A 24,341-nucleotide genomic window follows, 5' to 3' on the forward strand; every position below is an offset into this window, starting at 1 on the left:
CTTCCACAAGAGTTCAAAAGGCCGCCTTTCCGACACAATCCCTGTTGTGTGAGGCCAACGATTAGGCCATGTCCGAGGCGAAGAAGCGGCGCCGGTGCGCGCGCTTTTTCAACGATGGGGACGGGGGTGGCAAAGCCGAATGGCACGTCAGGCCTGTCTTGAACCTTTGACTGGAGATTCAAGAAAATGAATATCAAGAGCCTTCTACTCGGCTCCGCTGCGGCTCTGATCGCAGTTTCGGGCGCCCGCGCCGCCGACGCGGTCACCGTCGCCGAGCCGGAACCGGCCGAATACGTGAAGATCTGCGACGTCTACGGCGCCGGCTACTTCTACATCCCCGGCACCGAGACCTGCCTGCGCGTCGGCGGCTACATCCGCTATGACGCCGGCTTCGGCGACATCGGCTCCCTCGACGGCCGCAAGACCAGAGACGTTCAGGACGGCGACCTGCAGAACACCTGGAAGAAGAACGCCCGTTTCGCGCTGAAGACCTGGACCGGTCAGGAGACCGAGCTCGGCACGTTGAAGACCTACACCGAGACGCGCTTCAACTTCCCGAATGGCGGTCCGTCGAACGTGTCGCTGAACTTCGCCTGGATCCAGCTTGGTGGGCTTCGCGTCGGTAAGGACGAATCGACCTACGACTCGTTCATCGGCTACGCCGGCAACGTCATCCAGGACACGATCATCCCGTATGGCATCAAGGACACCAACCTCGTCAGCTACTACTTCGACGGCGGCAACGGCTTCTCGGGAGTGATCTCGCTTGAAGAAGGCGCGGACGATAAGGGCATTTCCGGCACGATCGACAGCTATGTTCCGCATGTTGTCGGCGGCGTGAAGTACAAGGGCGACTGGGGCGCGGTCACCGGCGTCGTCGCCTATGACAGCGCCTATGAGGAAGTGGCCGGCAAGGTTCGCCTGGACGTCAACGTCACCAAGGAACTGACGCTGTTCGTCATGGGCGGCTACGGCACCGACGACAACCTCACCGACGATGCCGGTAACACCATCGACACTCACGGCCGCGGCTTCTACAAGCCCTGGGGCGGCAACTGGGCCGTCTGGGGCGGCGGCACCTACAAGTTCAACAGCAAGACGTCGTTCAACCTCCAGGCCTCGGCCGACGACGACAAGAACTACGCGCTTGCGGCCAACGTCGCCTACACCATCGTGCCCGGCTTCACGATCACGACCGAAGTCGATTGGGATCACTATGGCAATTTCGGCAATCCCTCTATCTACGGCAACTTCACCAAGGCCGATAAGAAGGACAGCGTCGGCGGCATCGTCCGTTTCCAGCGCAATTTCTGATCGATCCTAGCAATCAAATAGAAAGCCCGCGGCACCGCCGCGGGCCTTTTGCTTTGGCTCAAGCAAACGAAACGGTAGTGCGCTATTGGGTCAATTCCCAGCCGTATAGGCTGCGATCGCCGCCATGTTGACGATGTCTGAGTCCTTGGCATTGAGCGAGACGATCTGGACCGGCTTGTTCAAGCCGACCAGCAGGGGGCCGATGACGGTCGAGCCGCCGAGTTCCTGCAGCATCTTGGTCGAGATCGAGGCCGAGTGGAAGGCGGGCATCACCAGCACATTGGCCGGGCCGGTCAAGCGGATGAAAGGATATTGCGCCATGGCGCGCGGGTTCAGCGCCACGTCGGCGGCCATCTCGCCGTCATACTCGAAATCGACGCGGCGCTTGTCGAGGATGCGCACCGCTTCCTGCACGCGCTCGGAACGTTCGCCCTGCGGATGGCCGAAGGTGGAATAGGCGAGCATGGCGAGCCTTGGCTCGTAGCCCATGCGGCGGGCAAAACCGGCCGCCTCCTCGGCGATGTCGGCGATCTGCTCGGCGTTCGGCATGTCGTGCACGGCGGTGTCGGCGACCAACACGGTGCGGCCACGCGCCAGCACGATCGAGACGCCGATGACGCGGTGGCCCGGCTTGGCGTCGATGATGCGGCGCACGTCGTCGAGCGCGGTGGAATAGTTGCGGGTCACACCCGTGACGATGCCGTCGGCGTCGCCCAGCGCCACCATGCAGGCGGCGAAATGGTTGCGGTCGTTGTTGATCAGCCGCTGGCAGTCGCGGAACAGGAAACCCTTCCGCTGCATGCGCTCGTAGAGATAGTCGGTGTAGATGCCGTTGCGGCGCGACAGCCTGGCGTTGATGATCTCGAGGCCCGGCTTGTTGAGGTCGATGCCGGCATTGCGGGCATTGTCCTTGATGACGTCGTCGCGGCCGAGCAGGATCGCCGTGCCGAGCCTCTGGTTCACGTAGGAGACGGCGGCGCGCATCACCTGCTCCTCCTCGCCCTCGGCAAAGACGATGCGCTTGGGCTGGCGGCGCACGCGGTCGTAGATGCGCTGCAAGGTCGAGGCGATCGGGTCGCGGCGGGCGGACAGTTCCTGCGCATAGCGGTCGAGATCGAGGATCGGCTTGCGGGCGACGCCGGATTCCATCGCCGCCTTGGCCACCGCCAGCGGGATCGCCGAGATCAGGCGCGGATCGAACGGCACCGGGATGATGTAGTTGGGGCCGAATTTCGGCCGGTTGCCCTGATAGGCGGCGGCGACGTCGTCGGGCACGTCCTGGCGCGCCAGCTCGGCAAGCGCCCTGGCGGCCGCGATCTTCATCTCGTCATTGATGGTGGTGGCGCGCACGTCCAGCGCGCCGCGGAAGATATAGGGGAAGCCCAGAACGTTGTTGACCTGGTTGGGGTAGTCGGAGCGGCCGGTGGCCATGATGGCATCGGTGCGGATCTCGGCCACTTCCTCCGGCGTGATCTCCGGATCGGGATTGGCCATGGCGAAGATGATCGGGTTCTTGGCCATCGACTGCACCATGGCGGTGGTGAGCGCGCCCTTGGCGGACAGGCCGAGGAAGACGTCGGCGCTGTCCAGCGCTTCGGCCAGGCTGCGCGCCTCGGTCTTGACGGCATGCGCCGACTTCCACTGGTTCATGCCTTCGGTGCGGCCCTGGAAGACCACGCCCTTGGTGTCGCACAGGATGATATTTTCGGGAGAAAAACCCATCGCCTTCATCAATTCGATGCAGGCGATGCCGGCGGCGCCCGCGCCATTGCAGACCATTTTGGTAGTCTTCATGTCGCGGCCGGTGATCTCCAGCGCGTTGATCAGCCCGGCCGCCGAGATGATTGCCGTGCCATGCTGATCGTCATGGAAGACGGGAATGTCCATCAGCTCGCGCAGCCGCTGCTCGATGATGAAGCACTCGGGCGCCTTGATATCCTCGAGATTGATGCCGCCGAAGGAAGGCCCGAGGAAGCGCACGCAATTGATGAACTCGTCGGCGTCCTCAGTCGCCACTTCGAGGTCGATCGAATCGACATCGGCGAAGCGCTTGAACAGCACCGCCTTGCCTTCCATCACCGGCTTCGAGGCCAGCGCGCCGAGATTGCCGAGGCCGAGGATGGCGGTGCCGTTGGAGATGACGGCGACCATGTTGCCGCGCGTCGTATAGTCGAAGGCGCGGCTCGGATCCTCGGCGATGGCGCGCACGGGAACGGCGACGCCCGGCGAATAGGCGAGGCTCAGATCGCGTTGCGTCGCCATAGGCTTGGTGGCGACGATCTCCAGCTTGCCGGGTCGTCCCATGGCGTGGAACTCCAACGCCTCCTCGGGACTGACGGAGGGGCCGCTGCTTTCCGTTTTCCTGGCCATGTTGCTGACGCTTCTCCCACCATTTCGCGCTCTTGCGGCGCATTGTTTTTGAATTACCCGCTTAAGGCTACACGCCGCCGCTGTAAACCGCCAAGCGATCCAGCGATTTTGTTCCTCCGTTGGCAGAGACAAGCGATCAAATCTTGCCCGATGAGATCGCGGCAATCTCGCGCAGGTGCTCGCGTACCGGGGCCCAGCGCGTCAGCCCCGAGGTCCCGGCGAACGGCCATTCGGAGAAAGGCGGATCGTTGCTTCCCATGCGCTGCTTAAGCGCCGAGAGATAGGCCATCAGTTCCAGCCGTTGCGCCCGCACCCTTTCCAGCGTGCGGCCACGAATCTCCTCGCGCGGGATGGCGCGGTCGCGAAGTCGCTCGACCGCGCGGCGGATTGCGGCCGGCTCCGGCTCGGCGATAACGCAGTAGTCCGGATCGAAATAGACGTCGCGGCCGCCGATGCTCGGCGTCGAGACGATCGGCAGGCCGGCCAGCAGATACTCCATGCTGGAATACATCGCCCCTTCCACCGCCGACAGGCAGAGCCCGACCGCGGCCCGGTTGTAGACGCGGTTGACCTCGTAAGGCGGCATCCGCCCGGGCAGGCCGTCAACGAGGGGATTGGCGATGCTGTGAAGCGGCGATTGCGCCTGCAGCCGGCGGATGAAGGCGCGGTCGCCGGCCGGCGGCAATTCGCCAATCGAGGACGTCACATGGACCAGTCTTTCGATCTCGAAGGCGAGGTGGTGCCGCTTGGTGTGCGAGATGCGGCCATTGTAGACGGCATCGTACTCGACCGGCACGTCCGGCAGCGGCCGGAAGACGTCTTCCGAAATCATCAGATTGTGATTGGAGAAGATCGCTGTGCCGCCAACGCCTGCAATCAGACGGCGCTCTTCCTCTGTGTTGCAGAGAAAGATCAGGTCATGGTCGGGGCAGGCCGCGGCGAACCACGCGAGATCCTTGCGGATCTGCTCGACGACGGTGGGCCTCTCCAGCGTCCAGTTCGGCATCAGAAGGAAGGTAGCGCGCGCTGGCACCATGCGCCGGCAGAGGGCAGCGAGTGCGTAAAGCGGGCGCCGGCCGCCGACAGGTATGTAGAGGATCAACGGATCGCGACTGAAGATATGGACGGGTATGTCGATGCCGCCGTCGAGGCCGGAGAGCGGCCCGCGCGTCGGCAGGATGAAGGGAAACCGTGTCCGCACCCACGCCCTGATTTTGGTTCTGGTACGGTTGGCGCGGTTGGTGGCAAGAAGCCGCACCCGCCTGAGCGGCGAGCCGACCGGGCCGACCATCTCCTCGAACGTCTCGTGTCCGTCCTTCTTCATCGCCCCGCTATCTTCTCCTGACCCCGAACGATCCATATGTCGGCCGGCGGCATGAGGCAACACGCCCCCGTGCGCCCGTCCTGCTGATGGCGGCAACCGTCCACTCGTCCCCCGTTTTTGCAACCGCCGGCATTAAACCGCCCGCTCACATCTGCTAGCGTGCCGGGATGGATATGCGTACCCCGGAAGAACACAACGCCACGGCGGCACCGGCACAGTTTGCCACGGCCGGCGTCACGCCGATGATGGAGCAATTCATCGAGATCAAGGCGGCGAACCCGGATTCGCTGCTGTTCTACCGCATGGGCGATTTCTACGAGCTGTTCTTCGACGACGCGGAGAAGGCGAGCCAGGCGCTGGGCATCGTCTTGACCAAGCGGGGCAAGCACCAGGGCAATGACATCCCGATGTGCGGCGTGCCGGTGCATGCGGCGGACGACTACCTGCAGAAGCTGATCGCGCAAGGCTTTCGCGTTGCCGTGTGCGAGCAGATCGAGGACCCGGCCGAAGCCAAGAAACGCGGCTCCAAATCGGTGGTGCGCCGCGACGTGGTGCGGCTGGTCACGCCAGGCACCATCACCGAGGACAAGCTGCTCGCGCCCTCGGAATCGAGCTTCCTGATGGCGCTTGGCCGCGTGAAGGGAGGCGCGCCCAGCCAAGCCGGCTTCGCGCTGGCCTGGATCGACATTTCGACAGGCGCCTTCCGCGTTGCGGAGACGAACGCCGAGCGGCTGCTTGCCGACATCTTCCGCGTCGACCCGCGCGAGCTAATCGTCGCCGAGCCGGTTTTCCATGATCCGGAGCTCAGGCCCGTGTTCGACGTGCTGGGCCGTGTCGCCAATCCGCAGCCGCCGTCGCTGTTCGATTCGGCCTCAGCCACCGGACGCATCGCGCGCTTCTTCGAGGTTGCGACGCCGGACAGTTTCGGCACGTTCTCGCGCGCCGAGCTATCGGCGATCTCGGGCGCCATCGCTTACGTCGAAAAAACGCAGAAAGCGGAGCGGCCGCCGCTGTCGCGGCCCGAGCGCGAGGAGCAGGGCTCGACGCTGTTCATCGATCCGGCGACGCGCGCCAACCTGGAACTGCTGCGCACGCTGTCCGGCAACCGCGACGGCTCGCTGTTCAAGGCGATCGACCGCACGGTGACGGGGGGCGGCGCGCGACTGCTCGCCGACCGGCTGATGGCGCCGCTGACCGATCCAACAGCAATCGCGGCCAGGCTGGATTCGGTGTCGTTCTTCCGTTCTGAGATGCGGCTCTGCCAGGGCCTGCGGGCGAGCCTCAAAAGCGTCGCCGACATGCCGAGGGCATTGTCCAGGCTGGCGCTCAACCGCGGCGGACCGCGCGACCTGGGCGCGCTGCGCGCCAGCTTCGAGGCGGCCGGCGCGATCGCCGAATTGTTCGCGGCGGCCGATCTGCCCGCCGAGCTCGCTGCGGCATTGGCCGCGATCAAGGCCTTGCCCGAGGCGCTTGCCCGCCACCTCAGCGAGGCGCTCGACGACGAGCTGCCGCTGATCAAGCGCGACGGCGGCTTCGTGCGGTCGAGCTACAATGCCGAGCTCGACGAGATGCGGGCGCTGCGCGACGAATCGCGAAAGGTGATCGCCGGGCTGGAGCGCTCGCTGATCGAAGAGACTGGCATCCGCTCGCTGAAGATCCGGCACAACAATGTGCTCGGCTATTACATCGAGGTGACGGCCAATCACCATTCGATCATGACCGGCAACGATGCCGCCAAGGCGCGCTTCATTCATCGCCAGACCATGGCCAACGCCATGCGCTTCACCACGACCGAGCTGGCGGAGCTGGAATCGAAGATCGCCAACGCCGCCGACCGGGCGCTGAGCATCGAGCTCGCCGCTTTCGACCGGCTGACCGCGGAAGTGGTGGGCGAGGCCGAACGGATCCGCGCCGGCGCCGACGCGCTTGCGGCTCTGGATGTTTCGTCGGCGCTGGCATTGCTTTCCGAAAGCGAGGGCTGGTGCCGACCGCTGGTGGACTCCAGCCTCGCCTTCGAAATTGCCGGCGGGCGCCACCCGGTGGTCGAACAGGCGCTCAGGCGTTCCGGCGAAGGCCCGTTCGTCGCCAATGATTGCGACCTGTCGCCCCAGGGCGGCGCCAAGGCCGGCGCGATCTGGCTGCTCACCGGCCCGAATATGGGCGGTAAGTCGACGTTCCTCAGGCAAAATGCGCTGATCGCCATCCTTGCTCAGACCGGCTCCTTCGTGCCGGCGCAAAGCGCCCATATCGGGGTCGTCGACCGGCTGTTCTCGCGCGTCGGCGCCTCGGACGACCTGGCGCGCGGCCGCTCGACCTTCATGGTCGAGATGGTCGAGACGGCGGCGATCCTCAACCAGGCCGGCGAGCGGGCGCTGGTCATCCTCGACGAGATCGGCCGCGGCACCGCGACTTTCGACGGCCTGTCGATCGCCTGGGCGGCGGTCGAATATTTGCATGAGAAGAACCGCTGCCGGGCGATTTTTGCCACGCATTTCCATGAGATGACGGCGCTGGCGGGCAAGCTCCCCCGGCTTCACAACGTCACCATGCGGGTGAAGGAATGGGAAGGCGACGTCGTCTTCCTGCACGAGGTCGGCAAGGGCGCGGCCGACCGCTCCTACGGCGTTCAGGTGGCGCGACTCGCCGGCCTGCCCGAGGCGGTCGTCGCCCGCGCCAAGGAAGTGCTGCACCAACTCGAGGAGGGCGAAGTCTCGGGCAAGACCAATCGGCTGGTCGACGATCTGCCGCTGTTTTGGGTGGCGGTGAAACGCGAAGCGGCGAAGCCGGTCAAAAGCGATGTGCTGGGCGACGCGCTCGGCGCGATCAATCCCGACGAGATGACGCCGCGCGAGGCGCTGGAGGCGCTCTACCGGTTGAAGGGGCTGGCAACGAAGCAGTAGAACAGGCGTGGCCTTGACTGATTGTACCGGTCGGTACAATGTCGGTTATCGACGATCGGAACCGACAGGAGATTTCATGAGCCGTCCGCCATTGCCGCCCTTCACGGCCGAGACAGCGGCGCAAAAGGCGCGCCTCGCCGAGGATGCCTGGAACAGCCGCGACCCGGAACGGGTCTCGCTCGCCTATACCGAGGACAGCAGCTGGCGCAACCGGGCCGAATTCATCTCGGGTCGCGGCGAGATCGTCGATTTCCTCAAGCGCAAATGGGCGCGCGAGCTGGATTATCGCCTGATCAAGGAGGTCTGGACCTGGAATGAAAACCGCATCGCGGTGCGCTTCGCCTATGAATGGCGCGACGACAGCGGCCACTGGTTCCGCTCCTACGGCAACGAGAACTGGGAATTCGACGAGGCCGGGCTGATGCGCCGGCGCGTGGCGAGCATCAACGACCTGCCGATCACGGAGCGCGAGCGGAAGTATCATTGGCCGCTCGGCCGCCGGCCGGACGACCATCCCGGCCTTTCGGAACTCGGGCTTTAGAGCATGATCCCAAAAAGTGTGTAGCGGTTTTTGGAAAAGATCATGCTCGAACAAGAACACTAAGCATGCGGCGCATCGCTCCGGACCACGACCAGTTGCTGGCGATCGTGGCCGAGGTTTTCCGCGAGCACGGCTATGAGGGCGCCAGCCTGGCCTTGATCGGCGAGGCGGCGGGGCTCGGCAAGGGAAGCCTCTATCACTTCTTTCCCGGCGGCAAGGAAGAGATGGCGAGAGCCGTCATTGCCCATATCGACGGCTGGTTCGAGGACAATGTATTTGCGCCGCTATGCGACGGCGCCGATCCGTCGGCCGGGATCGAGCAGATGCTCGCAGCGACGGACAGCTACTTCCGCTCGGGGCGCCGGGTCTGTCTCATCGGCGCCTTCGCGCTGGAGGCATCCCGCGATCTCTTCGCCAGCCAAATCAGGAACTATTTCGGCCGCTGGGTCGCGCACCTCGCCGATGCGCTGGCGCGAGTTGGGCATGGGACAACCGAAGCCGTCGAACTGGCGGAGGAAACCGTCGCCGCCATCCAGGGCGCGCTCACCCTTGCCCGTGCCGCTGACGATGCCGAGGTATTCTCCCGTACGCTGCGCCGGCTGCGCACGCGGCTCGGGCTGACGGCCAAGACCTAACTCGGTTCCTACAAAGGCTCGAAGCGGAAACCCGTCTCGGTTCGGAAAACCCGGCCGACGCCCGGTGAATCGAGATGCGCTCCTGCAACGCACCAGCCGTTGTCGGTGGCACGGGCCAATATCTGCAGCCGGGTTGTCCGCGCCTGTTCCTGATCCGCGTCGAACTCCCACGCGACCTCCGGCCGATCGAACTGAAGCGACGGAGCATGCACGAGGTCGCCCCAGACCAACAATGTTTCGCCGCCGCTCGTGACGCGAAAGCAGGTATGGCCGATTTCATGACCCGAGGCGGCGATTGCCTCGATATTCGCATTCAGGTGCTGGCCCGGGTCCAAGGGCTGCGCTCGATCACGGAAGCGGCTCAACCTCGCTACCGACCGAAACATGTCGAGCTCGGCTCGAGGGACAAGCAAGCGGGAGAGCCGCGGGAAACCGTCCCCGCCATCCGGAAGGATGATCCCTTGGATATGGTCGAGATGGGTGTGGGTAAAGGCGACCGTGCGTATCCGATCGACGGCGATGTTCGCCTCGCTCAGCGCCTGCGGCAGAAAGCCCATCGTCGGGTGCCAGGCGTTCGAGGACCCCGTATCGATCAGCGTGATGTCTTCGCCGTCATCGATGGCAAAGGCATTGACCGACAATCGGAGCGCGCCATCGAAGAGCGGCACCTGCGGCGGCAGATCGTCGCCGAAAGGCTTGTCTCCCGGCTGGCGCAGTCGCCGGACGGGCATGTCGACGTAACCGTCGCGCAGCGAGGTGACGGTCAAGTCGCCGATTTTATAGGTCGCGTAATGAGGTCCGGCTGAAATTCGTTCCAATGCCTGCTCTCCGCCCGATCGAGGTTTTCGGCTAAATCATCTCCAGGCCGCGCTTGCGCGTCGGCGGCGGGAAAGCGCGATCGAGCTCGGCAAGGTCTTCCGCCGTCAGCGCGATGTCGAGCGCGGCGGCGTTCTGGCGGACATGCTCCTGGCGGCCGGCCTTCGGGATTGCGATGACGCCGTCCTGCATCATTATCCAGGCAAGCGCGATCTGCGCCGCCGTGGCGTTGTGGCGGGCGGCGACCGCCTCGAGCCGCGCATTGCGGGCCAGCGCGCCCTGCTCCACCGGCGAATAGGCCATCAGCGGTATGCGGCGCTGCCGGCTCCACGGCGCAAGGTCGAATTCGAGCCCGCGCCGCGACAGGTTGTAAAGCACCTGGTTAGTCTGGACATTGCCGCCGGACGGCAGACTGACTAGATTCTCCATCTCGTCCGTGTCGAAATTGCTGACGCCCCAGTGGCGGATCTTGCCTTCCGTTTTTAGCGCCTCGAACGCTTCCACGGTTTCGGAAAGCGGCACGCTGCCCGGCCAATGCAGCAGATAGAGATCGATGCGGTCGGTGGCGAGGCGCTGCAGGCTGCTCTCGCAGGCCCGTTTCACGCCGGCGCGCGAGGCGTTGGAGGGCAGCACCTTGGAGACCAGGAAGGTCTCGTCGCGGCGCCCGGCGATGGCTTGCGCCACCACCTCCTCGGCGCCGCCATCGGCATACATTTCGGCCGTGTCGATCAGCGTCATGCCGAGGTCCAGCCCAAGCTTCAGCGCCGCGACCTCATCGGCGTGGCGCCGTCGATCCTCACCCATCTTCCAGGTGCCTTGGCCCAGCACCGGGACGGTTTCGCCCGACGGCAGCTTCAAGGTTCTGATCAACGAGGGCATGGCGTTCTCCGCGTAAGGCTGGATCGCAGCACAGCCACAGTTGGAAATCCAGACCGACGCCGGCTGGCCGCCCGGATTTCCCGCAGTGACTATTTCGCCGGATGCTTGGCGAGCCAGTCCTGCATCTGCTTGATCTCGGCTTCCTGTGCCGTGACGACGCCTTCAGCGAGCTTGCGCATCTCCGGGTCCTTGCCGTTGGCGATCACCACCTTGGCCATGTCGATGGCGCCCTGATGATGCGGGATCATGCTGCGGACGAAATCGACATCGGCATTGCCGGTGTATTTGATCGTCATGTCCTTATGCATCTTCTTCATCGCCTTCTCGTAGCCGACGGTGGCCGGGCTCTGGGCGCCCATCGCCATCTTGGACATGTCGTGCTTCATCTCCTCCGAAGAGGCCGGCACGCTTTCGAGGAACACGGCGAGCAGCATTCCGGCCGCCATCAAAAGCAGCACGATTTTCTTGGCCAGGGTCATTCAAGTCTCCTTCTGCTGGATTGCGTATCTGGGGGTCTTGCTCAGAGTTTCAACGTTCTCAGCCGCAGCGCGTTGCCGATCACGGAGACCGATGACAGGCTCATCGCCGCCGCCGCCAGCATCGGCGACAGCAGCGTGCCGGTAAGCGGATAAAGCACGCCGGCCGCGACCGGCACGCCGAGCACGTTGTAGAGGAAGGCAAAGAACAGGTTCTGGCGGATGTTGCGGATCGTCGCCTGGGCGAGAGTGCGTGCCCTGACGATGCCGTTGAGGTCGCCCTTGACCAGCGTGATGCCGGCGCTTTCGACCGCGACATCGGCGCCGGTGCCCATGGCGATGCCGACATCGGCGCCGGCCAGCGCCGGCGCGTCGTTGACACCGTCGCCGGCCATGGCGACGCCGGCGCCCTTGGCACGCAGTTCCTCGACCAGCGCGCCCTTCTCATCCGGCAGCAACCCGGCGCGGACCTCGTCGATGCCGAGCCTGCCGGCAATCGCTCGTGCCGTGCGCTCGTTGTCGCCTGTCGCCATGATGATGCGCAACCCCTTGTCGTGCAGCGCCCTTATCGCCTCGGTTGTAGTCGCTTTCACGGGATCGGCGACGGCGACGATACCGGCGAAACTGCCCTCGACAGCCACGAACATGGCCGTCTTGCCTTCGGCCTGCAGCGCCTCGGTATTGGCAGCCGACGTTGCGACGCCGAGGTCCGCCATCATCGCCGCATTGCCGAGCGCGACCTTCCTGCCCGAAACCGTGCCCGAAACGCCCTTGCCGGTAATGGCTTCGAAATCGACCGCGTCGGCCAGCTTCAGGCCGCGCGCGGCAGCGCCCTCGACGATCGCCTCGGCCAGCGGATGCTCGGAGCCCTTTTCCAGCGCGGCCGCGAGGCCGAGCAGCTCGTTCTCGCCGATGCCCGCGGCCGGAACGACATCGGTAAGCCGCGGCTTGCCCTCTGTCAGCGTGCCGGTCTTGTCGACGATCAGCGTGTCGACGGCGGCAAAGCGCTCCAGCGCCGCGGCTTCCTTGATCAGCACGCCAGCATGCGCGCCGCGCCCGGTCGCGGTCATGATCGACATCGGCGTCGCAAGACCGAGCGCGCAGGGACAGGCGATGATCAGCACCGACACCGCCGAGACGATGGCGAAGATCAGGCTCGGTTCGGGGCCGACGAGCGCCCAGGCGATGAACGCCAGGACCGCCACCAGCACGACGGCCGGGACGAAATAGAAGGACACGCGGTCGGCGAGACCCTGGATCGGCGCCCGCGAGCGCTGCGCCTTGGCGACCAGCTCGACAATGCGCGACAGCGTGGTCTCGGCGCCGACCTTCTCGGCGCGCATGACCAGCGAGCCGTTCTTGTTCAGCGTGCCGCCGGTGAGCATGTCGCCTTCCGTCTTCTCGACCGGCAGCGGTTCGCCGGTGATCATCGATTCATCGATCGCCGACCGACCCTCGAGCACGATGCCGTCGACCGGCACGGCATCGCCGGGACGGATGCGCAAGCGGTCGCCCGACTTGACGCTGTCGAGCGGTACGTCCTTCTCGGAGCCGTCGGCGCCGATCAGCCGCGCTGTCTTCGGGGCAAGGTCGAGCAGGGCGCGGATGGCCGAGCCGGTGCGCTCGCGGGCCTTGAGTTCCAGCACCTGGCCGAGAAAGACCAGCGCGACGATGACGGCGGCGGCCTCGAAATAGACCGGGACGGCGCCGTCATGACCGCGGAACTGATGCGGAAAGAGGCCCGGGAACAGGGCGGCGATCACGCTGTAGAGGTAGGCGGCACCGACGCCCAGCGAGATCAGCGTCCACATATTCGGGCTACGGTTGAGGATCGATTCCCAGCCGCGATGGAAGAACGGAAACGCCGCCCACAGAACCACCGGGCTCGCCAGCGCCAGTTCCACCCAGGTCTTCGTGCGGCCGTCGATGAGGGTTTCGAAGCTGAAGCCCAGCATCGGCGCCATGGCAATGATCAGGAGCGGCACGGAGAGCACCGCGCTGACCCAGAAGCGGCGGGTGAAATCGACGAGCTCGGGATTCGGGCCTTCCTCGCCTGTCGGCACGCCCATCGGTTCCAGCGCCATGCCGCAGATCGGACAGGAGCCGGGCTTGTCGCGGATGATCTCGGGATGCATCGGGCAGGTGTATTGCGTGCCCTTGGGCATCGGCTGCGGCTCGGGCCGGCCAGCGAGGTATTTTGCCGGCTCCGCCTCGAATTTGCCCTTGCAACCGGCGGAGCAGAAATAGAAGCCCTGCCCTTCATGGCGAACGAAGTGCTTCGCGCTCGCGCGGTCGACGCTCATGCCGCAGACGGGATCGGTGGCCGTCAAATAGCCCTCGGGCTCGGCCTGGAATTTCGTGCGGCAGCGCTCGCTGCAGAAATGAAAGGTGCGGCCGCCATGCTCGGCCGTCGGCTTGCCGGCCGCCGGATCGACCGTCATGCCGCAGACAGGGTCGCGAATCACCGCTTCGGTGTCGGGCGCGACATTCTTCGCAGAGCAGCAGCCGCCATGCGCATGATGGTGGTGGTGGTCGGAATGGGTCATCAGCAATACCTCGGAATTCTCGAATTGAGGCGGAGGTAGTCCTTCCAGTAACTGGAAGGTCAAGAGCCGGTTTCGACTTTTGCGAAAATCGGCCGGGCGATTGCGGATTACGCTTCTGCGCGATGGCAATCGCGGCCGCCTGCCCCATACACAGCGCCGCGAAAACAGGCTATAGACGCCGCCGAATGGCAAAGATCTCCCTGAAACTCGACGAAATCATCGATGGCGATGCGTTGCGCCGCGACTTGACCGCGTTGACGGCGGCGAGCGCCGGCGACGGTTCAGGACCGGCTGCCCGCACGGCCGTCCTCCAACTGCTCAAGGCCAGGATGGCCGAAGGGCGAAAGATCGCCGAGACCATGCTCAAGCAGGACGGCGGCGGCAATGCCTGCGCCGAGCGGCTGTCGCATCTGATGGATGAACTGATCCGGGCGCTCTATGATTTCGCCGCCACCCATGTCTATCGGGTCAAGAACCGGTCCGCGGCCGAGCGCATGGCGGTCGTTGCCGTCGGCGGCTACGGCCGCGGCACGCTGGCGCCGGGTTCCGACATCGACCTGCTTTTCCTGCTGCCCTACAAGCAGACCCCATGGGGCGAGCAGATCGTCGAATACATGCTCTATATGCTGTGGGACATGGGGCTGAAGGTCGGCCACGCCACCCGCAACATCGACGAGTGCCTCAGGCTGTCGCGCGGCGACATCACCATCCGCACGTCGATCCTCGAGGCGCGCTTCCTGTGGGGCGAACAGAAGCTCTATGAAGAACTGCTCACCCGCTTCGACCATGAAGTGGTGCGCACGACCGGGCCGGAATATGTGCAGGCCAAGCTCGCCGAGCGCGACGAGCGCCACGCCAAGGCCGGCGAAAGCCGCTATCTGGTCGAGCCCAATGTCAAGGACGGCAAGGGCGGCCTGCGCGACCTGCAGACGCTGTTTTGGATCGGCAAATATTTCTACCGCGTGCGCACCGGCGAGGAACTGGTCGAGAAGGGCGTCTTCACCGAGGCCGAATATCGCGAATTCCAGAAGGCCGAGGATTTTCTCTGGGCGGTGCGCTGCCACATGCATTTCCTCACCGGCAAGGCGGAAGAGCGGCTGCATTTCGACATCCAGCGCGAGATCGCCGAGCGGCTGGGCTACACGACGCATCCCGGCCTGTCGGCGGTCGAGCGCTTCATGAAGCACTATTTCCTCGTCGCCAAGGACGTCGGCGACCTCACCCGCATCTTCTGTGCGGCGCTCGAGGAAGAGCAGGCCAAGCATGTGCCGGGCTTCAACCGCATCTTCCTCACCTTCCAGCGGCGCAAGCGCAAGCTTGCCGGCACCTCCGACTTCATCGTCGACAACCACCGCATCAACATCGCCGACGACAGCGTGTTCGAGCGCGACCCGGTCAACCTGCTGAGGCTGTTCTGGTTCGCCGACAAGCACGGATTGGAATTCCACCCCGATGCGCTGAAGCTGCTCACCCGCTCGCTCGGGCTCGTCAACAAGTCGCTCCGGCGCGACGAGGAGGCCAACCGGCTGTTCCTCGACATCCTGACATCGGACCGCAATGCCGAGCTCAATCTCAGGCGCATGAACGAGGCGGGGCTGCTCGGCAGACTGATCCCCGACTTCGGCAAGATCGTCGCCATGATGCAGTTCTCGATGTACCACCACTATACGGTGGACGAGCATCTGATCCGCTGCATCGGCGTGCTGGCCGAGATCGAGCGCGGCGACGGCGCGAAGGTGCATCCGCTGTCGCACACGCTGATGCCTGGCCTGAGAAAGAGCCGTGAGGCGCTCTATGTCGCGGTGCTGCTGCACGACATCGCCAAGGGCCGGCCCGAAGACCATTCGGAAGCCGGCGCCAGGATCGCGCGGCGCATCTGCCCGCATATGGGGCTGTCGGCCGCCGACACCGAGACCGTCGCCTGGCTTGTCGAGAACCATCTTGTGATGTCGATGACAGCGCAGACGCGCGACCTCAACGACCGCAAGACGATCGAGGATTTTGCTTCGATCGTGCAATCGGCCGAGCGGCTGAAGCTGCTTTTGATCCTCACCGTCTGCGATATCAGGGGCGTCGGGCCGGGCGTGTGGAACGGCTGGAAGGGGCAGTTGCTGCGCACGCTCTATTATGAGACCGAACTGCTCCTGACGGGCGGCTTTTCGGAAGTCTCGCGCGCCGAGCGCACGGCCGCGGCGCGCGAGCGGCTGGCCGAGGCACTGTCTGCCTGGCCGGCGAAGGAGCGCAAGCGCTATGTCGCGCAGCACTACGAGAATTACCTTCTGGCGGTTGACCTTGCCGACCAGCTTCGCCATGCCGAATTCATCCGCGAGGCGGATGCGGCCGGCAAGAAGCTTGCCACCATGGTCAAGACGCATGAGTTCGAGGCGGTGACGGAGATCACCGTGCTGGCGCCGGACCATCCGCGCCTGCTTTCGATCATTGCCGGAGCTTGCGCCGCGGCGGGCGGCAACATCGTCGACGCGCAGATCTTCACCACCTCGGACGGCCGCGCGCTGGACTCCATTCTGATCTCCAGGGAGTTCGACCGCGACGAGGACGAGCGCCGCCGCGCCGAGCGCGTTGGCCGGTTGATCGAGGACGTGCTTTCGGGCAAGAGCTGGCTGCCCGAGATGATCGAGAAGCGCACCAAGCCGAAGCGCGGCGCCAAGGTGTTCCGGATTCCGCCGCGCGCCGAGATCCGCAACACGCTGTCGAACCGTTTTTCGGTGATCGAGGTCGAGGGGCTGGACCGGCCAGGCCTGCTGTCCGAGATCACCGGGACGCTCTCCGACCTTTCGCTCGACATCGCCTCGGCGCATATCACGACGTTCGGCGAGAAGGTCATCGACACGTTCTACGTCACCGACCTGACCGGACAGAAGATCGACAGCCCGACGCGCACTGCCACCATCCACAAGCGGCTGATCGATACGCTTGAAGGCAATTCGTCCGAACGTAACGGCAAGGCCAAGGCGGCGGCCGAGTGACATCCATTTGACGCAATTTTTCTGGCAGTCGTTCCCAGCATGAGCCTAGTCAAGAAATTCGCCACCGTCGCCTCCGGCACGCTGATGAGCCGTGGGCTGGGCTTCGGCCGCGAGATGCTGATGGCGGCAGCGCTCGGCACCGGACCGGTCGCCGACGCCTTCAACGCCGCCTTCCAGTTTCCCAACACCTTCCGCCGGCTGTTCGCCGAGGGCGCCTTCAACGCCGCTTTCGTGCCGCTGTTCGCCAAGGAGATCGAGCAGCATGGCACCGACGGCGCCAAGCGCTTCTCGGAGGAAGTGTTCGGCGTGCTGTTCTCCGCGCTTCTGGCGCTGACCATCGCGATGGAACTGGCGATGCCGCTGATCGTGCGTTACCTGGTGGCGCCGGGCTTTGCCGACATTCCAGGCAAGTTCGAGACGACCGTCCGGCTTGCGACAATCATGTTCCCGTATCTCATATGCATGTCGCTCGGCGCCATGATGGCCGGGATGCTGAACTCGCTGCGCCGCTATTTCGCGGCGGCGATCGCGCCGGCCTTCCTCAACATTATCCTGATCGGCGTGCTCGCCTATGCCTGGTATCACGGGCTGGACGCGCATGATGTCGGCTTCGGCCTGTCCTGGGGCGTGCTGGCGGCAGGCATCGTGCAACTCGCCATCGTCTGGATCGCGGTGCGCAATGCCGGCATCTCGATCGGCTTCCGCCGGCCGAAGATGACGCCCAACGTCAAGCGGCTGCTGATCCTGGCACTGCCGGCGGCGATCACCGGCGGCATCACGCAGATCAACCAGCTGATCGGCACGGCGATCGCCTCGGCGCAGAACAGCGCCGTGTCGTCGCTCGCCTATGCCGACCGCATCTACCAGCTGCCGCTCGGCGTCGTCGGTGTGGCCGTCGCCATTGTGCTGTTGCCGGAACTGTCGCGGGCGCTGAAATCGGGCAATTTGGTCGAGGCAGCCAACCTGCAGAACCGCTCGGTCGAGTTCACCTTGTTCATGACGCTGCCCGCCGCCGCGGCGCTCTGGGTGATGTCTGAGCCGATCGTGCGGCTGGTCTATGAGCGCGGCGCCTTCGCCGCCAACCACTCGACGCCGATCGTCGCCTCGATTCTGGCGATCTTCGGCCTCGGCCTGCCGGCCTTCGTGCTGATCAAGGCATTCACGCCAGGCTATTTCGCGCGCGAGGACACGCGCACGCCGATGATCTTTGCCGCCATCTCGGTCGTCGTGAATGTCGCCACGGCGCTGAGCCTGTTCCCGTCGATGGGCGCGCCTGGCATTGCGGTGGCTTCGGCAGTGGCCGGATGGGTCAACGCGCTGCTGCTGCTCGCCATGCTGATCAGGCGCGGCCATTGGGGCCGAGACGTGCCGCTCTTGCGACGCATTCCCCGGCTGGTGCTTTCCGCCGTAATCATGGCCGTGGCGCTTTACTTCGCGGAGCGCCACTTTGCCGCGCAGATTGGGCCTGGCTCGCCGCTCGTGGTGAAGGCGACGACGGTGCTTGGGCTGGTCGCCGGGGGCGCCGCGCTCTATTTCATCGCCGCCTTCGGCACCGGCGGCGCCGATTTCGGGATGCTTCGGAGGAACGTCAAGCGTCGTTCACCCAAGGCGCTACCGCCCGTCAGGGAACAGTCTCCAGATCCGTGAGACGGAATTCGTTGGCCGTAGAAAGTATCGGAACGGCGTAGTATCGGGCGCAAGCGTAGTGGAAGCAGTCCGCCATATTTAGGCGGATAGCATTGTTGCGAAACCGCGCAGCGGCCTCGACGGATAGGGATGTTGCCTCGGATGCAGGCGGAAGCTCGTGCAAGGCAATTGCCCGCTCTTCCAGAAAGCGGTCTACAATCTCCGCGCTTCTGGCGACCGGAATTGCCAGCTTTTCTGGTCGCGCGAGCGCCATCGCTGCCTCCCAAACGGCTATCGCCGACGTGAACGGTGCCGATGCCTTCATGACGGCCTGCGCGCATCGCTCGGCTTCCGTCTCGTTGCTTAGGATTGCGACGATGGCTGCGGCGTCGACAAACATCAGTCGTCGCCGGAAAGTTCATCATAAACGGACTGCGGCAGCGGTTTGCGCGCTTGTTCGCTAAGCTTGATTCCAAACTCGGCTCGCAGTCGTGCCGCCGTTTCCAGCGGCGTCTCGCGATTGCGGCGCCGCTCCAAGGCTTCGCGCATGGCGATCACGATTGCCTCGGTGATGCCGACCCCTTCAGCTTTGGCGAAAGCGCGCGTCAACCTGTCGGCTTCCTTATTGTTGATGTTGATGGTCATGGCTACATTCCTTCATGTAGTTAGAAATATGTAGCCTATGCACGGCAAATGTCAACGTACCGATGCCCCATGCCAGCTCGTCCGCGCCTCTTGATCCCGCAACGGGCTTCGTCCATAAGCGCGCCGTCGCAAGACTTTCGCCGCGCGCGGTTTCCAGCCGCATGATTGGCTCCAAAAAGTCTGCAACTTTTTGGAATCATGCTTAGACGGCCCTCCACAAGCCATGAGGAATTCATGTCCGCCTTCAAGCCACTCGTCTTTTCGGGCGTCCAGCCGACCGGAAACCTGCATCTCGGCAACTATCTCGGCGCCATCAAGAAATTCGTCGCCCTCCAGGATCAGTCCGACTGCATCTATTGCGTCGTAGACCTGCACTCGCTGACGGCGCAGCTCGTGCATCAGGACCTGGGCGACCAGACGCGCTCGATCACCGCGGCGTTCCTGGCCTCCGGCATCGACCCCAAGAAGCACATCGTCTTCAACCAGTCGCGGGTCATGCAGCACGCCGAGCTCGCCTGGATCCTCAACTGTGTGGCACGCATCGGGTGGATGTATCGGATGACGCAGTTCAAGGACAAAGCCGGCAAGGACCGCGAGAACGCCTCGCTCGGCCTGCTTGCCTATCCGAGCCTGATGGCCGCCGACATCCTGCTTTACCGCGCAACGCATGTGCCGGTGGGCGAGGACCAGAAGCAGCATCTGGAGCTGACCCGCGACATCGCGCAGAAATTCAACAACGACTTCTCCGAGAAGATCGCAGCCCTTGGCGTCGGCGTCGAAATGCAGGTCGGCGAAGAGACGGTGAACGGCTATTTTCCGATTACTGAACCGGTGATCGGCGGCCCGGCGGCGCGCATCATGAGCCTGCGCGACGGCTCGAAGAAGATGTCGAAGTCGGACCCGTCGGATCTGTCGCGCATCAACCTGACCGACGATGCCGACACGATCTCGAAGAAGATCCGCAAGGCCAAGACCGATCCGGAGGCCTTGCCGAGCGAGGTCGACGGGCTGGAAAGCCGGCCCGAGGCGGAAAATCTCGTCGGCATCTATGCCGGCCTCGCGGAAATCTCGAAGGAAGAGGTGCTGAAGGAGTATGGCGGGCAACAGTTTTCCGTGTTCAAGCCGGCGCTTGCCGATCTTGCCGTGGAGAAGCTGGCGCCGATCGCTTCCGAGATGCGCCGCATCGAGGGCGACCGCGCCTATGTCGACGCCGTGCTCAAGGATGGCGGCGACCGGGCCCGCGCAATCGCCGAGGGCACGATGAAGACGGTGCGCGACATTATCGGCCTTCTGCAGGACTGATCCAGCGACCTCCTCGGACCATTGCCGCGCCGACCGGCGGCTTGCCGCCGGTTCGCGGCAGTGGCAGATTGCGACCGAACCATACCGAGCAGATAGACATGGTCTCCAAACGCCTCAGCCGCGAAGCCGGCCATCGCCGCAAGTTCCTGGCGATCATCGACGACACGCCCGAATGCGAGCGCGCCGTCGCCTATGCCTCGAAGCGGGCGCAAAGCACCAGCGGCGTGCTGGTGCTGCTCTACGTCATCGAGCCGGACGACTTCCAGCACTGGCTGGGTGTGGAAAAGATCATGCGCGAGGAAGCCACGGCGACAGCCCGCGCGGCGCTCGACGGCTACGCCAACAAGGTGCGCCAGCATGCGGGGATCGAGCCGGAGCTGGTGGTGCGCGAAGGCAAGCCGACGGAAGAAATCCACAAACTGATCGAGGAAGACCAGGACATCGCCATCCTTGTGCTGGCCGCCGGCGCCGGCAAGGAAGGCCCAGGGCCGCTGGTCAGCGCGGTCGCCGGGCGCGGCGCGGCTTTTCCCATTCCGGTCACGGTGGTGCCGCAGAACCTGTCCGACGAAGAGATCGACAGCCTAGCTTGAGGTGCTTCGATATTCAGGTGAGGCCGGCCTGCAAATGGCCGCCTGACCTGAATCTCGATCCACCTCGATATTCGTGATAGAAGCCGAAAAACATTCCGCCAGCCAGCCGTTCCAGCGACGCGTTTCGCTTGAATGTCCAGCCGATAGAGCCTATTTAGAATTATTCCAAACTATCGGCCCGGGAAGGGCCTGGAGATACCCATGTTCATCCAGACCGAATCGACGCCGAACCCGGCGACGCTGAAATTCCTGCCGGGCAAGGAAGTGCTGCGCGAAGGCACAGCCGATTTCCGCAACGCCGAAGCCGCGGCGGAGGCCTCGCCGCTGGCCGGCCGCCTGTTCGAGATCCCGGGCGTCACCGGCGTCTTCTTCGGCTATGATTTCATCACCGTGACCAAGGACGGTCCGGACTGGCAGCACCTGAAGCCGGCGATCCTCGGCGCCATCATGGAGCATTTCATGTCCGGTGCGCCGGTCATGGCCGCGACCGCTCCGGCGAGCGAAGCCGGCGAGACCGGCGAGTTCTACGACAAGGCCGACGAAGAGCTGGTGCTGACCATCAAGGAACTGCTCGACACGCGCGTGCGCCCCGCCGTTGCCCAGGACGGCGGCGACATCACCTTCCGCGGCTTTGAGAACGGCACCGTGTTCCTGCACATGAAGGGCGCCTGCGCCGGCTGCCCGTCATCGACGGCAACGCTGAAGCACGGCATCCAGAACCTGCTTCGCCATTTTGTTCCGGAAGTACAGCAGGTCGAGCAGGTCGCCTGAGAACCCACTGGCCGGCCGCGTCGTGCGGCGAAGCGAATTCCGATCCAAGATCGCAAAAACAAAAAACCGGGCCCCAACAGCCCGGTTTTCTGTTTTTGGACGTCTTGTTGTTGCCTAGACGGTCCGCTTGCGAAAGCTTTTGGCCTCGGCCTTCGTGATCACATCACGATGACCTTGGCGCCGACCGACGTGCGGTCGTAAAGATCGATAATGTCCTGGTTCATCAGCCGGATGCAGCCCGACGACATCGCCTTGCCGATCGAGAACCATTCCGGGCTGCCATGCAGGCGGTAGCCCATGTCGCCGCCCTTGTTGAAGAGATACATGGCGCGCGCGCCGAGCGGGTTCTTCAGGCCCGGTTCCATGCCGCCGGCGAACTTGGCGAGCTCGGGCTGGCGCTTGATCATCTGCGAGGGCGGCGTCCAGGTCGGCCATTCGCGCTTCAGCGCGATATGGGCTGTGCCGTGCCATTCAAAACCCTCGCGGCCGACGCCGATGCCGTAGCGCATCGCCATGCCGTCGCCCTCGATGAAATAGAGGAACTTGTTCTGCGTATCGACGATGATGGTGCCCGGCTTCTCCGACGAGTCGTACCGCACTTCCTGGCGGTGGTACCTGGCGGGGACCTTCTCGATCGGGATGCGCGGCAGCTGATAGCCGGCATCGGTCATCGCGCCATAGTTGTTGGTGAACATTTGCCCACCGATGGTGCTGCACCCGCTGATCGCGGTCGACAGCGCAAGAGCGGCGAGGATTGCAAATGACTTCAAGCGCATGAAAAGGTCCGACGCCCCGCCTCGATACCAGCGGCACGAGTCGGCCGCTTTGTTGCCACCATTCATGCTGGCATTTCTTTTGCTTGCCAAGCGCGCACTGCCTATATGCAAGGCCTTACGCGCCGGTAAGTGCCCGACTGCGGCATTTTCGCAACAGGCCTTACAGGATTATGAAGCAAAATCAATGGGGCGACTTGGGAAGCCGCCTGCGATGCGAGGAGAGCGCCATGAATGTCGGTGATGCCGCGGAGCGTTCCGGCCTGCCGGCCAAGACCATTCGCTACTATGAGGAAATCGGACTGATCCGCCCGGCGCGAGCCGGGAACGGCTATCGCGATTACTCCCGCGACGATATCCACCGGCTCGCCTTCCTGCGCCGTGCGCGCAATCTCGGCTTCTCAATCGACGATTGCAGGCAGCTGATGGCGCTCTATCAGGACCGCGGCCGCGCCAGCCATGACGTGCGCGAGATCGCCGCCGCCCATGTCAGGGCGATCGAGGAGAAGGTACGCGAATTGCAGTCGATGCGCTTGACGCTGCAGACACTGATCCACGCCTGCCATGGCGACGACCGGCCGGACTGCCCAATCCTCGACGACATGGCGGGCGCGGCCTAAGGTCCGAGGCCTGTCAGCGCTTCCAGAAATCGCGGTGCGGGGCGAGCATCTCGTCCGCGATTTCGGGAAAGGGGCCGAACACCTCGATCTTCTTCTGGCCGGAGGCGAAGACGGCGCGCGAGGCGAGGTTCATCGTCGGATTTTCCGCATGATCCCCGGTGAGCGCCAGGAGGCTGGTTTCCTCGACCCCATAGACCAGGCGCCCGATATTCGCCCAGTACATCGTGCCGGCGCACATCGCACATGGTTCGAAGGTCGAGACCAGCGTGCATTGCCACAGGAACTCCGGCTCATAGGCCGCTGCGGCGCGGCGGGCCAACTCGGTCTCGGCATGGCGCACCGTGTCGAGATTGCCCTGCCGCATCAAAATGCGATCGTCCGGCCCGACCAGCACGCAGCCGAACGGATGATGCCCATGCGCCGCCGCCTCGCGCGCGACGGCATCGGCGGACCGGAGGTGGGCGAGCATCTGGTCGCGGGTCATGGGAAAATTCCTTTCATGGCGAGATTGCTGCCATGAGGCATGACCAGCAAGGCTAATCTTCTCTGAACCACGGCTCAAGCATCTACTTGGCTTTGCGCTCCACCCGTTCCTGGTTTGATGCTATTTTGACGATCACCTACAATGAGATTGCCGGGATGGCCATCCACGAGGACATCGAACGGGTCGAGCAGCATATCCGCGAGATCGAACAGCGGATCGAGCGCCAGCGCGCGGTCATCACCCAAGCGGAAGAGAACGGCCTGCCGACCGATGGCCCGAGCAACTTCCTGTGGTTCCTGAAAGAGGCATTGAGCCTGAGCCGCGACCACTTGGCCAGGCTTCTGGCAGATGAATTTCGAGCGAGGGATTAGCAATAGCAGGCATCGCCGTAGACATGCCATATAACCGCTGCCTTTTGCGCCTTAGGACTCCGACCACCGAAGGATCAACCAGATAATCGCCGCCTGACAGGCGACTATATATTTGACAGACCCGGCCTAGCCGAAACCTGAATTTGTGATACTCTCCCTTCGTCAAAACGGGGAGAACACCGTGACCAAGAAGCAAAAAGAAACTTTTACAGCCAAAGAAATCAAACAAGAACTAGAGCGCAGGGCGCGTGTGAATCGCGGTATCGAACCGGATCGAAATCGCCCTTTCCAAAACAGTCGCATATGCATCCATTGTGGTAATCCATACCCGTGGCACGAAGGTGGTGGCGGCCTATGCGAGCTATGCTTCG

Annotated in this window: 21 protein-coding genes; 11 read left to right on the forward strand and 10 right to left on the reverse strand. The window is 64.1% G+C overall.

The window, feature by feature from the left end; all coding sequences use genetic code 11:
• The first annotated feature begins 186 nt into the window (after positions 1-186).
• Positions 187-1,314: a porin gene (locus LB526_RS17715; protein WP_224628889.1), complete on the forward strand. Its 1,128-nt coding sequence runs from the start codon at positions 187-189 to the stop codon at positions 1,312-1,314.
• Between the two features lie 90 nt (positions 1,315-1,404).
• Here LB526_RS17715 and LB526_RS17720 read toward each other — a convergent pair whose 3' ends face one another.
• Both LB526_RS17720 and LB526_RS17725 read right to left on the reverse strand, forming a co-directional pair.
• Positions 1,405-3,684 carry an NADP-dependent malic enzyme gene (locus LB526_RS17720; RefSeq protein ID WP_140846653.1) on the reverse strand — a complete coding sequence of 760 codons (2,280 nt, stop codon included), beginning with the start codon at positions 3,682-3,684 and terminating at the stop codon, positions 1,405-1,407.
• Positions 3,685-3,820: 136 nt separating this feature from the next.
• A complete protein-coding gene (locus LB526_RS17725; protein WP_224628890.1) occupies positions 3,821-5,008 on the reverse strand; it encodes a glycosyltransferase in 1,188 nt (395 codons plus the stop codon).
• A gap of 167 nt (positions 5,009-5,175) precedes the next feature.
• Here LB526_RS17725 and mutS point away from each other — a divergent pair, with 167 nt between their 5' ends.
• From mutS to LB526_RS17740, 3 genes are all read left to right on the forward strand, one after another.
• Entirely contained in the window at positions 5,176-7,908 is a 2,733-nt protein-coding gene (gene mutS, locus LB526_RS17730) for a DNA mismatch repair protein MutS (protein WP_224628891.1), read from the forward strand.
• Between the two features lie 76 nt (positions 7,909-7,984).
• Positions 7,985-8,449, forward strand: a complete 465-nt coding sequence (locus tag LB526_RS17735) for a DUF1348 family protein (protein ID WP_224628892.1) — start codon at positions 7,985-7,987, stop codon at positions 8,447-8,449.
• 65 nt (positions 8,450-8,514) lie between these two features.
• A complete protein-coding gene (locus LB526_RS17740; protein ID WP_224628893.1) occupies positions 8,515-9,084 on the forward strand; it encodes a TetR/AcrR family transcriptional regulator in 570 nt (189 codons plus the stop codon).
• 8 nt (positions 9,085-9,092) lie between these two features.
• Here LB526_RS17740 and LB526_RS17745 read toward each other — a convergent pair whose 3' ends face one another.
• The 4 genes from LB526_RS17745 to LB526_RS17760 form a co-directional block, all read right to left on the reverse strand.
• The gene (locus tag LB526_RS17745) at positions 9,093-9,902 is read right to left on the reverse strand and encodes an MBL fold metallo-hydrolase (RefSeq protein ID WP_224628894.1); all 810 of its coding nucleotides are present in this window, start codon (positions 9,900-9,902) and stop codon (positions 9,093-9,095) included.
• A gap of 31 nt (positions 9,903-9,933) precedes the next feature.
• The gene (locus tag LB526_RS17750) at positions 9,934-10,779 is read right to left on the reverse strand and encodes an aldo/keto reductase (RefSeq protein ID WP_224603793.1); all 846 of its coding nucleotides are present in this window, start codon (positions 10,777-10,779) and stop codon (positions 9,934-9,936) included.
• Positions 10,780-10,868: 89 nt separating this feature from the next.
• Entirely contained in the window at positions 10,869-11,258 is a 390-nt protein-coding gene (locus LB526_RS17755) for a DUF305 domain-containing protein (RefSeq protein WP_224628895.1), read from the reverse strand.
• Positions 11,259-11,299: 41 nt separating this feature from the next.
• On the reverse strand, positions 11,300-13,801 hold the full coding sequence (locus LB526_RS17760) for a heavy metal translocating P-type ATPase (RefSeq protein ID WP_224628896.1): 2,502 nt from the start codon (positions 13,799-13,801) through the stop codon (positions 11,300-11,302).
• Positions 13,802-13,986: 185 nt separating this feature from the next.
• Between LB526_RS17760 and LB526_RS17765 the strand changes: the two genes are divergently transcribed.
• Both LB526_RS17765 and murJ read left to right on the forward strand, forming a co-directional pair.
• Positions 13,987-16,788 carry a [protein-PII] uridylyltransferase gene (locus tag LB526_RS17765; RefSeq protein WP_224628897.1) on the forward strand — a complete coding sequence of 934 codons (2,802 nt, stop codon included), beginning with the start codon at positions 13,987-13,989 and terminating at the stop codon, positions 16,786-16,788.
• Between the two features lie 39 nt (positions 16,789-16,827).
• A complete protein-coding gene (gene murJ, locus LB526_RS17770; protein ID WP_224628899.1) occupies positions 16,828-18,435 on the forward strand; it encodes a murein biosynthesis integral membrane protein MurJ in 1,608 nt (535 codons plus the stop codon).
• Here murJ and LB526_RS17775 read toward each other — a convergent pair.
• A complete protein-coding gene (locus tag LB526_RS17775) occupies positions 18,410-18,814 on the reverse strand; it encodes a type II toxin-antitoxin system VapC family toxin (protein WP_095766110.1) in 405 nt (134 codons plus the stop codon). The two genes, murJ and LB526_RS17775, sit on opposite strands and share 26 nt — an antisense overlap.
• Positions 18,814-19,059, reverse strand: coding sequence for a type II toxin-antitoxin system VapB family antitoxin (locus LB526_RS17780; RefSeq protein ID WP_095766111.1), 246 nt, complete (start codon positions 19,057-19,059; stop codon positions 18,814-18,816). The genes LB526_RS17775 and LB526_RS17780 overlap by 1 nt, the downstream gene beginning before the upstream one ends.
• 234 nt (positions 19,060-19,293) lie before the next feature.
• Here LB526_RS17780 and trpS point away from each other — a divergent pair, with 234 nt between their 5' ends.
• The 3 genes from trpS to LB526_RS17795 all read left to right on the forward strand — a co-directional run bounded on the left by trpS (position 19,294) and on the right by LB526_RS17795 (position 21,722).
• Positions 19,294-20,361, forward strand: a complete 1,068-nt coding sequence (trpS, locus tag LB526_RS17785; RefSeq protein ID WP_224628901.1) for a tryptophan--tRNA ligase — start codon at positions 19,294-19,296, stop codon at positions 20,359-20,361.
• A 98-nt stretch (positions 20,362-20,459) separates the two neighbouring features.
• Positions 20,460-20,951 carry a universal stress protein gene (locus LB526_RS17790; protein ID WP_095766113.1) on the forward strand — a complete coding sequence of 164 codons (492 nt, stop codon included), beginning with the start codon at positions 20,460-20,462 and terminating at the stop codon, positions 20,949-20,951.
• Positions 20,952-21,152: 201 nt separating this feature from the next.
• Positions 21,153-21,722 carry a NifU family protein gene (locus LB526_RS17795; RefSeq protein ID WP_095766114.1) on the forward strand — a complete coding sequence of 190 codons (570 nt, stop codon included), beginning with the start codon at positions 21,153-21,155 and terminating at the stop codon, positions 21,720-21,722.
• A 158-nt stretch (positions 21,723-21,880) separates the two neighbouring features.
• Here the strand turns inward: LB526_RS17795 and LB526_RS17800 are convergent, their stop codons facing one another.
• Positions 21,881-22,498, reverse strand: coding sequence for a L,D-transpeptidase (locus LB526_RS17800; RefSeq protein WP_140802045.1), 618 nt, complete (start codon positions 22,496-22,498; stop codon positions 21,881-21,883).
• A 227-nt stretch (positions 22,499-22,725) separates the two neighbouring features.
• Between LB526_RS17800 and cueR the strand changes: the two genes are divergently transcribed.
• Complete coding sequence (cueR, locus tag LB526_RS17805) at positions 22,726-23,115, forward strand: Cu(I)-responsive transcriptional regulator (RefSeq protein ID WP_140846512.1); 390 nt, start codon at positions 22,726-22,728, stop codon at positions 23,113-23,115.
• A gap of 13 nt (positions 23,116-23,128) precedes the next feature.
• Here the strand turns inward: cueR and LB526_RS17810 are convergent, their stop codons facing one another.
• Positions 23,129-23,599: a nucleoside deaminase gene (locus LB526_RS17810; protein WP_140846505.1), complete on the reverse strand. Its 471-nt coding sequence runs from the start codon at positions 23,597-23,599 to the stop codon at positions 23,129-23,131.
• 125 nt (positions 23,600-23,724) lie between these two features.
• Between LB526_RS17810 and LB526_RS17815 the strand changes: the two genes are divergently transcribed.
• Positions 23,725-23,970: a hypothetical protein gene (locus tag LB526_RS17815; RefSeq protein WP_224628903.1), complete on the forward strand. Its 246-nt coding sequence runs from the start codon at positions 23,725-23,727 to the stop codon at positions 23,968-23,970.
• Positions 23,971-24,341 lie beyond the last annotated feature (371 nt).

It is taken from the genome of Mesorhizobium sp. CA6 (genome assembly GCF_020165035.1).
Taxonomy (GTDB): domain Bacteria; phylum Pseudomonadota; class Alphaproteobacteria; order Rhizobiales; family Rhizobiaceae; genus Mesorhizobium.

Coding starts and splice junctions, on each gene's coding strand:
- trpS (WP_224628901.1), top strand. CDS start 19,294: ATGTCCGCCTTCAAGCCACTCGTCTTTTCGGGCGTCCAGCCGACCGGA.
- LB526_RS17755 (WP_224628895.1), bottom strand. CDS start 11,258: ATGACCCTGGCCAAGAAAATCGTGCTGCTTTTGATGGCGGCCGGAATG.
- LB526_RS17715 (WP_224628889.1), top strand. CDS start 187: ATGAATATCAAGAGCCTTCTACTCGGCTCCGCTGCGGCTCTGATCGCA.
- LB526_RS17740 (WP_224628893.1), top strand. CDS start 8,515: ATGCGGCGCATCGCTCCGGACCACGACCAGTTGCTGGCGATCGTGGCC.
- LB526_RS17720 (WP_140846653.1), bottom strand. CDS start 3,684: ATGGCCAGGAAAACGGAAAGCAGCGGCCCCTCCGTCAGTCCCGAGGAG.
- cueR (WP_140846512.1), top strand. CDS start 22,726: ATGAATGTCGGTGATGCCGCGGAGCGTTCCGGCCTGCCGGCCAAGACC.
- LB526_RS17765 (WP_224628897.1), top strand. CDS start 13,987: ATGGCAAAGATCTCCCTGAAACTCGACGAAATCATCGATGGCGATGCG.
- mutS (WP_224628891.1), top strand. CDS start 5,176: ATGGATATGCGTACCCCGGAAGAACACAACGCCACGGCGGCACCGGCA.
- LB526_RS17800 (WP_140802045.1), bottom strand. CDS start 22,498: ATGCGCTTGAAGTCATTTGCAATCCTCGCCGCTCTTGCGCTGTCGACC.
- LB526_RS17780 (WP_095766111.1), bottom strand. CDS start 19,059: ATGACCATCAACATCAACAATAAGGAAGCCGACAGGTTGACGCGCGCT.
- LB526_RS17735 (WP_224628892.1), top strand. CDS start 7,985: ATGAGCCGTCCGCCATTGCCGCCCTTCACGGCCGAGACAGCGGCGCAA.
- LB526_RS17775 (WP_095766110.1), bottom strand. CDS start 18,814: ATGTTTGTCGACGCCGCAGCCATCGTCGCAATCCTAAGCAACGAGACG.
- murJ (WP_224628899.1), top strand. CDS start 16,828: ATGAGCCTAGTCAAGAAATTCGCCACCGTCGCCTCCGGCACGCTGATG.
- LB526_RS17790 (WP_095766113.1), top strand. CDS start 20,460: ATGGTCTCCAAACGCCTCAGCCGCGAAGCCGGCCATCGCCGCAAGTTC.
- LB526_RS17795 (WP_095766114.1), top strand. CDS start 21,153: ATGTTCATCCAGACCGAATCGACGCCGAACCCGGCGACGCTGAAATTC.
- LB526_RS17725 (WP_224628890.1), bottom strand. CDS start 5,008: ATGAAGAAGGACGGACACGAGACGTTCGAGGAGATGGTCGGCCCGGTC.
- LB526_RS17750 (WP_224603793.1), bottom strand. CDS start 10,779: ATGCCCTCGTTGATCAGAACCTTGAAGCTGCCGTCGGGCGAAACCGTC.
- LB526_RS17760 (WP_224628896.1), bottom strand. CDS start 13,801: ATGACCCATTCCGACCACCACCACCATCATGCGCATGGCGGCTGCTGC.
- LB526_RS17810 (WP_140846505.1), bottom strand. CDS start 23,599: ATGACCCGCGACCAGATGCTCGCCCACCTCCGGTCCGCCGATGCCGTC.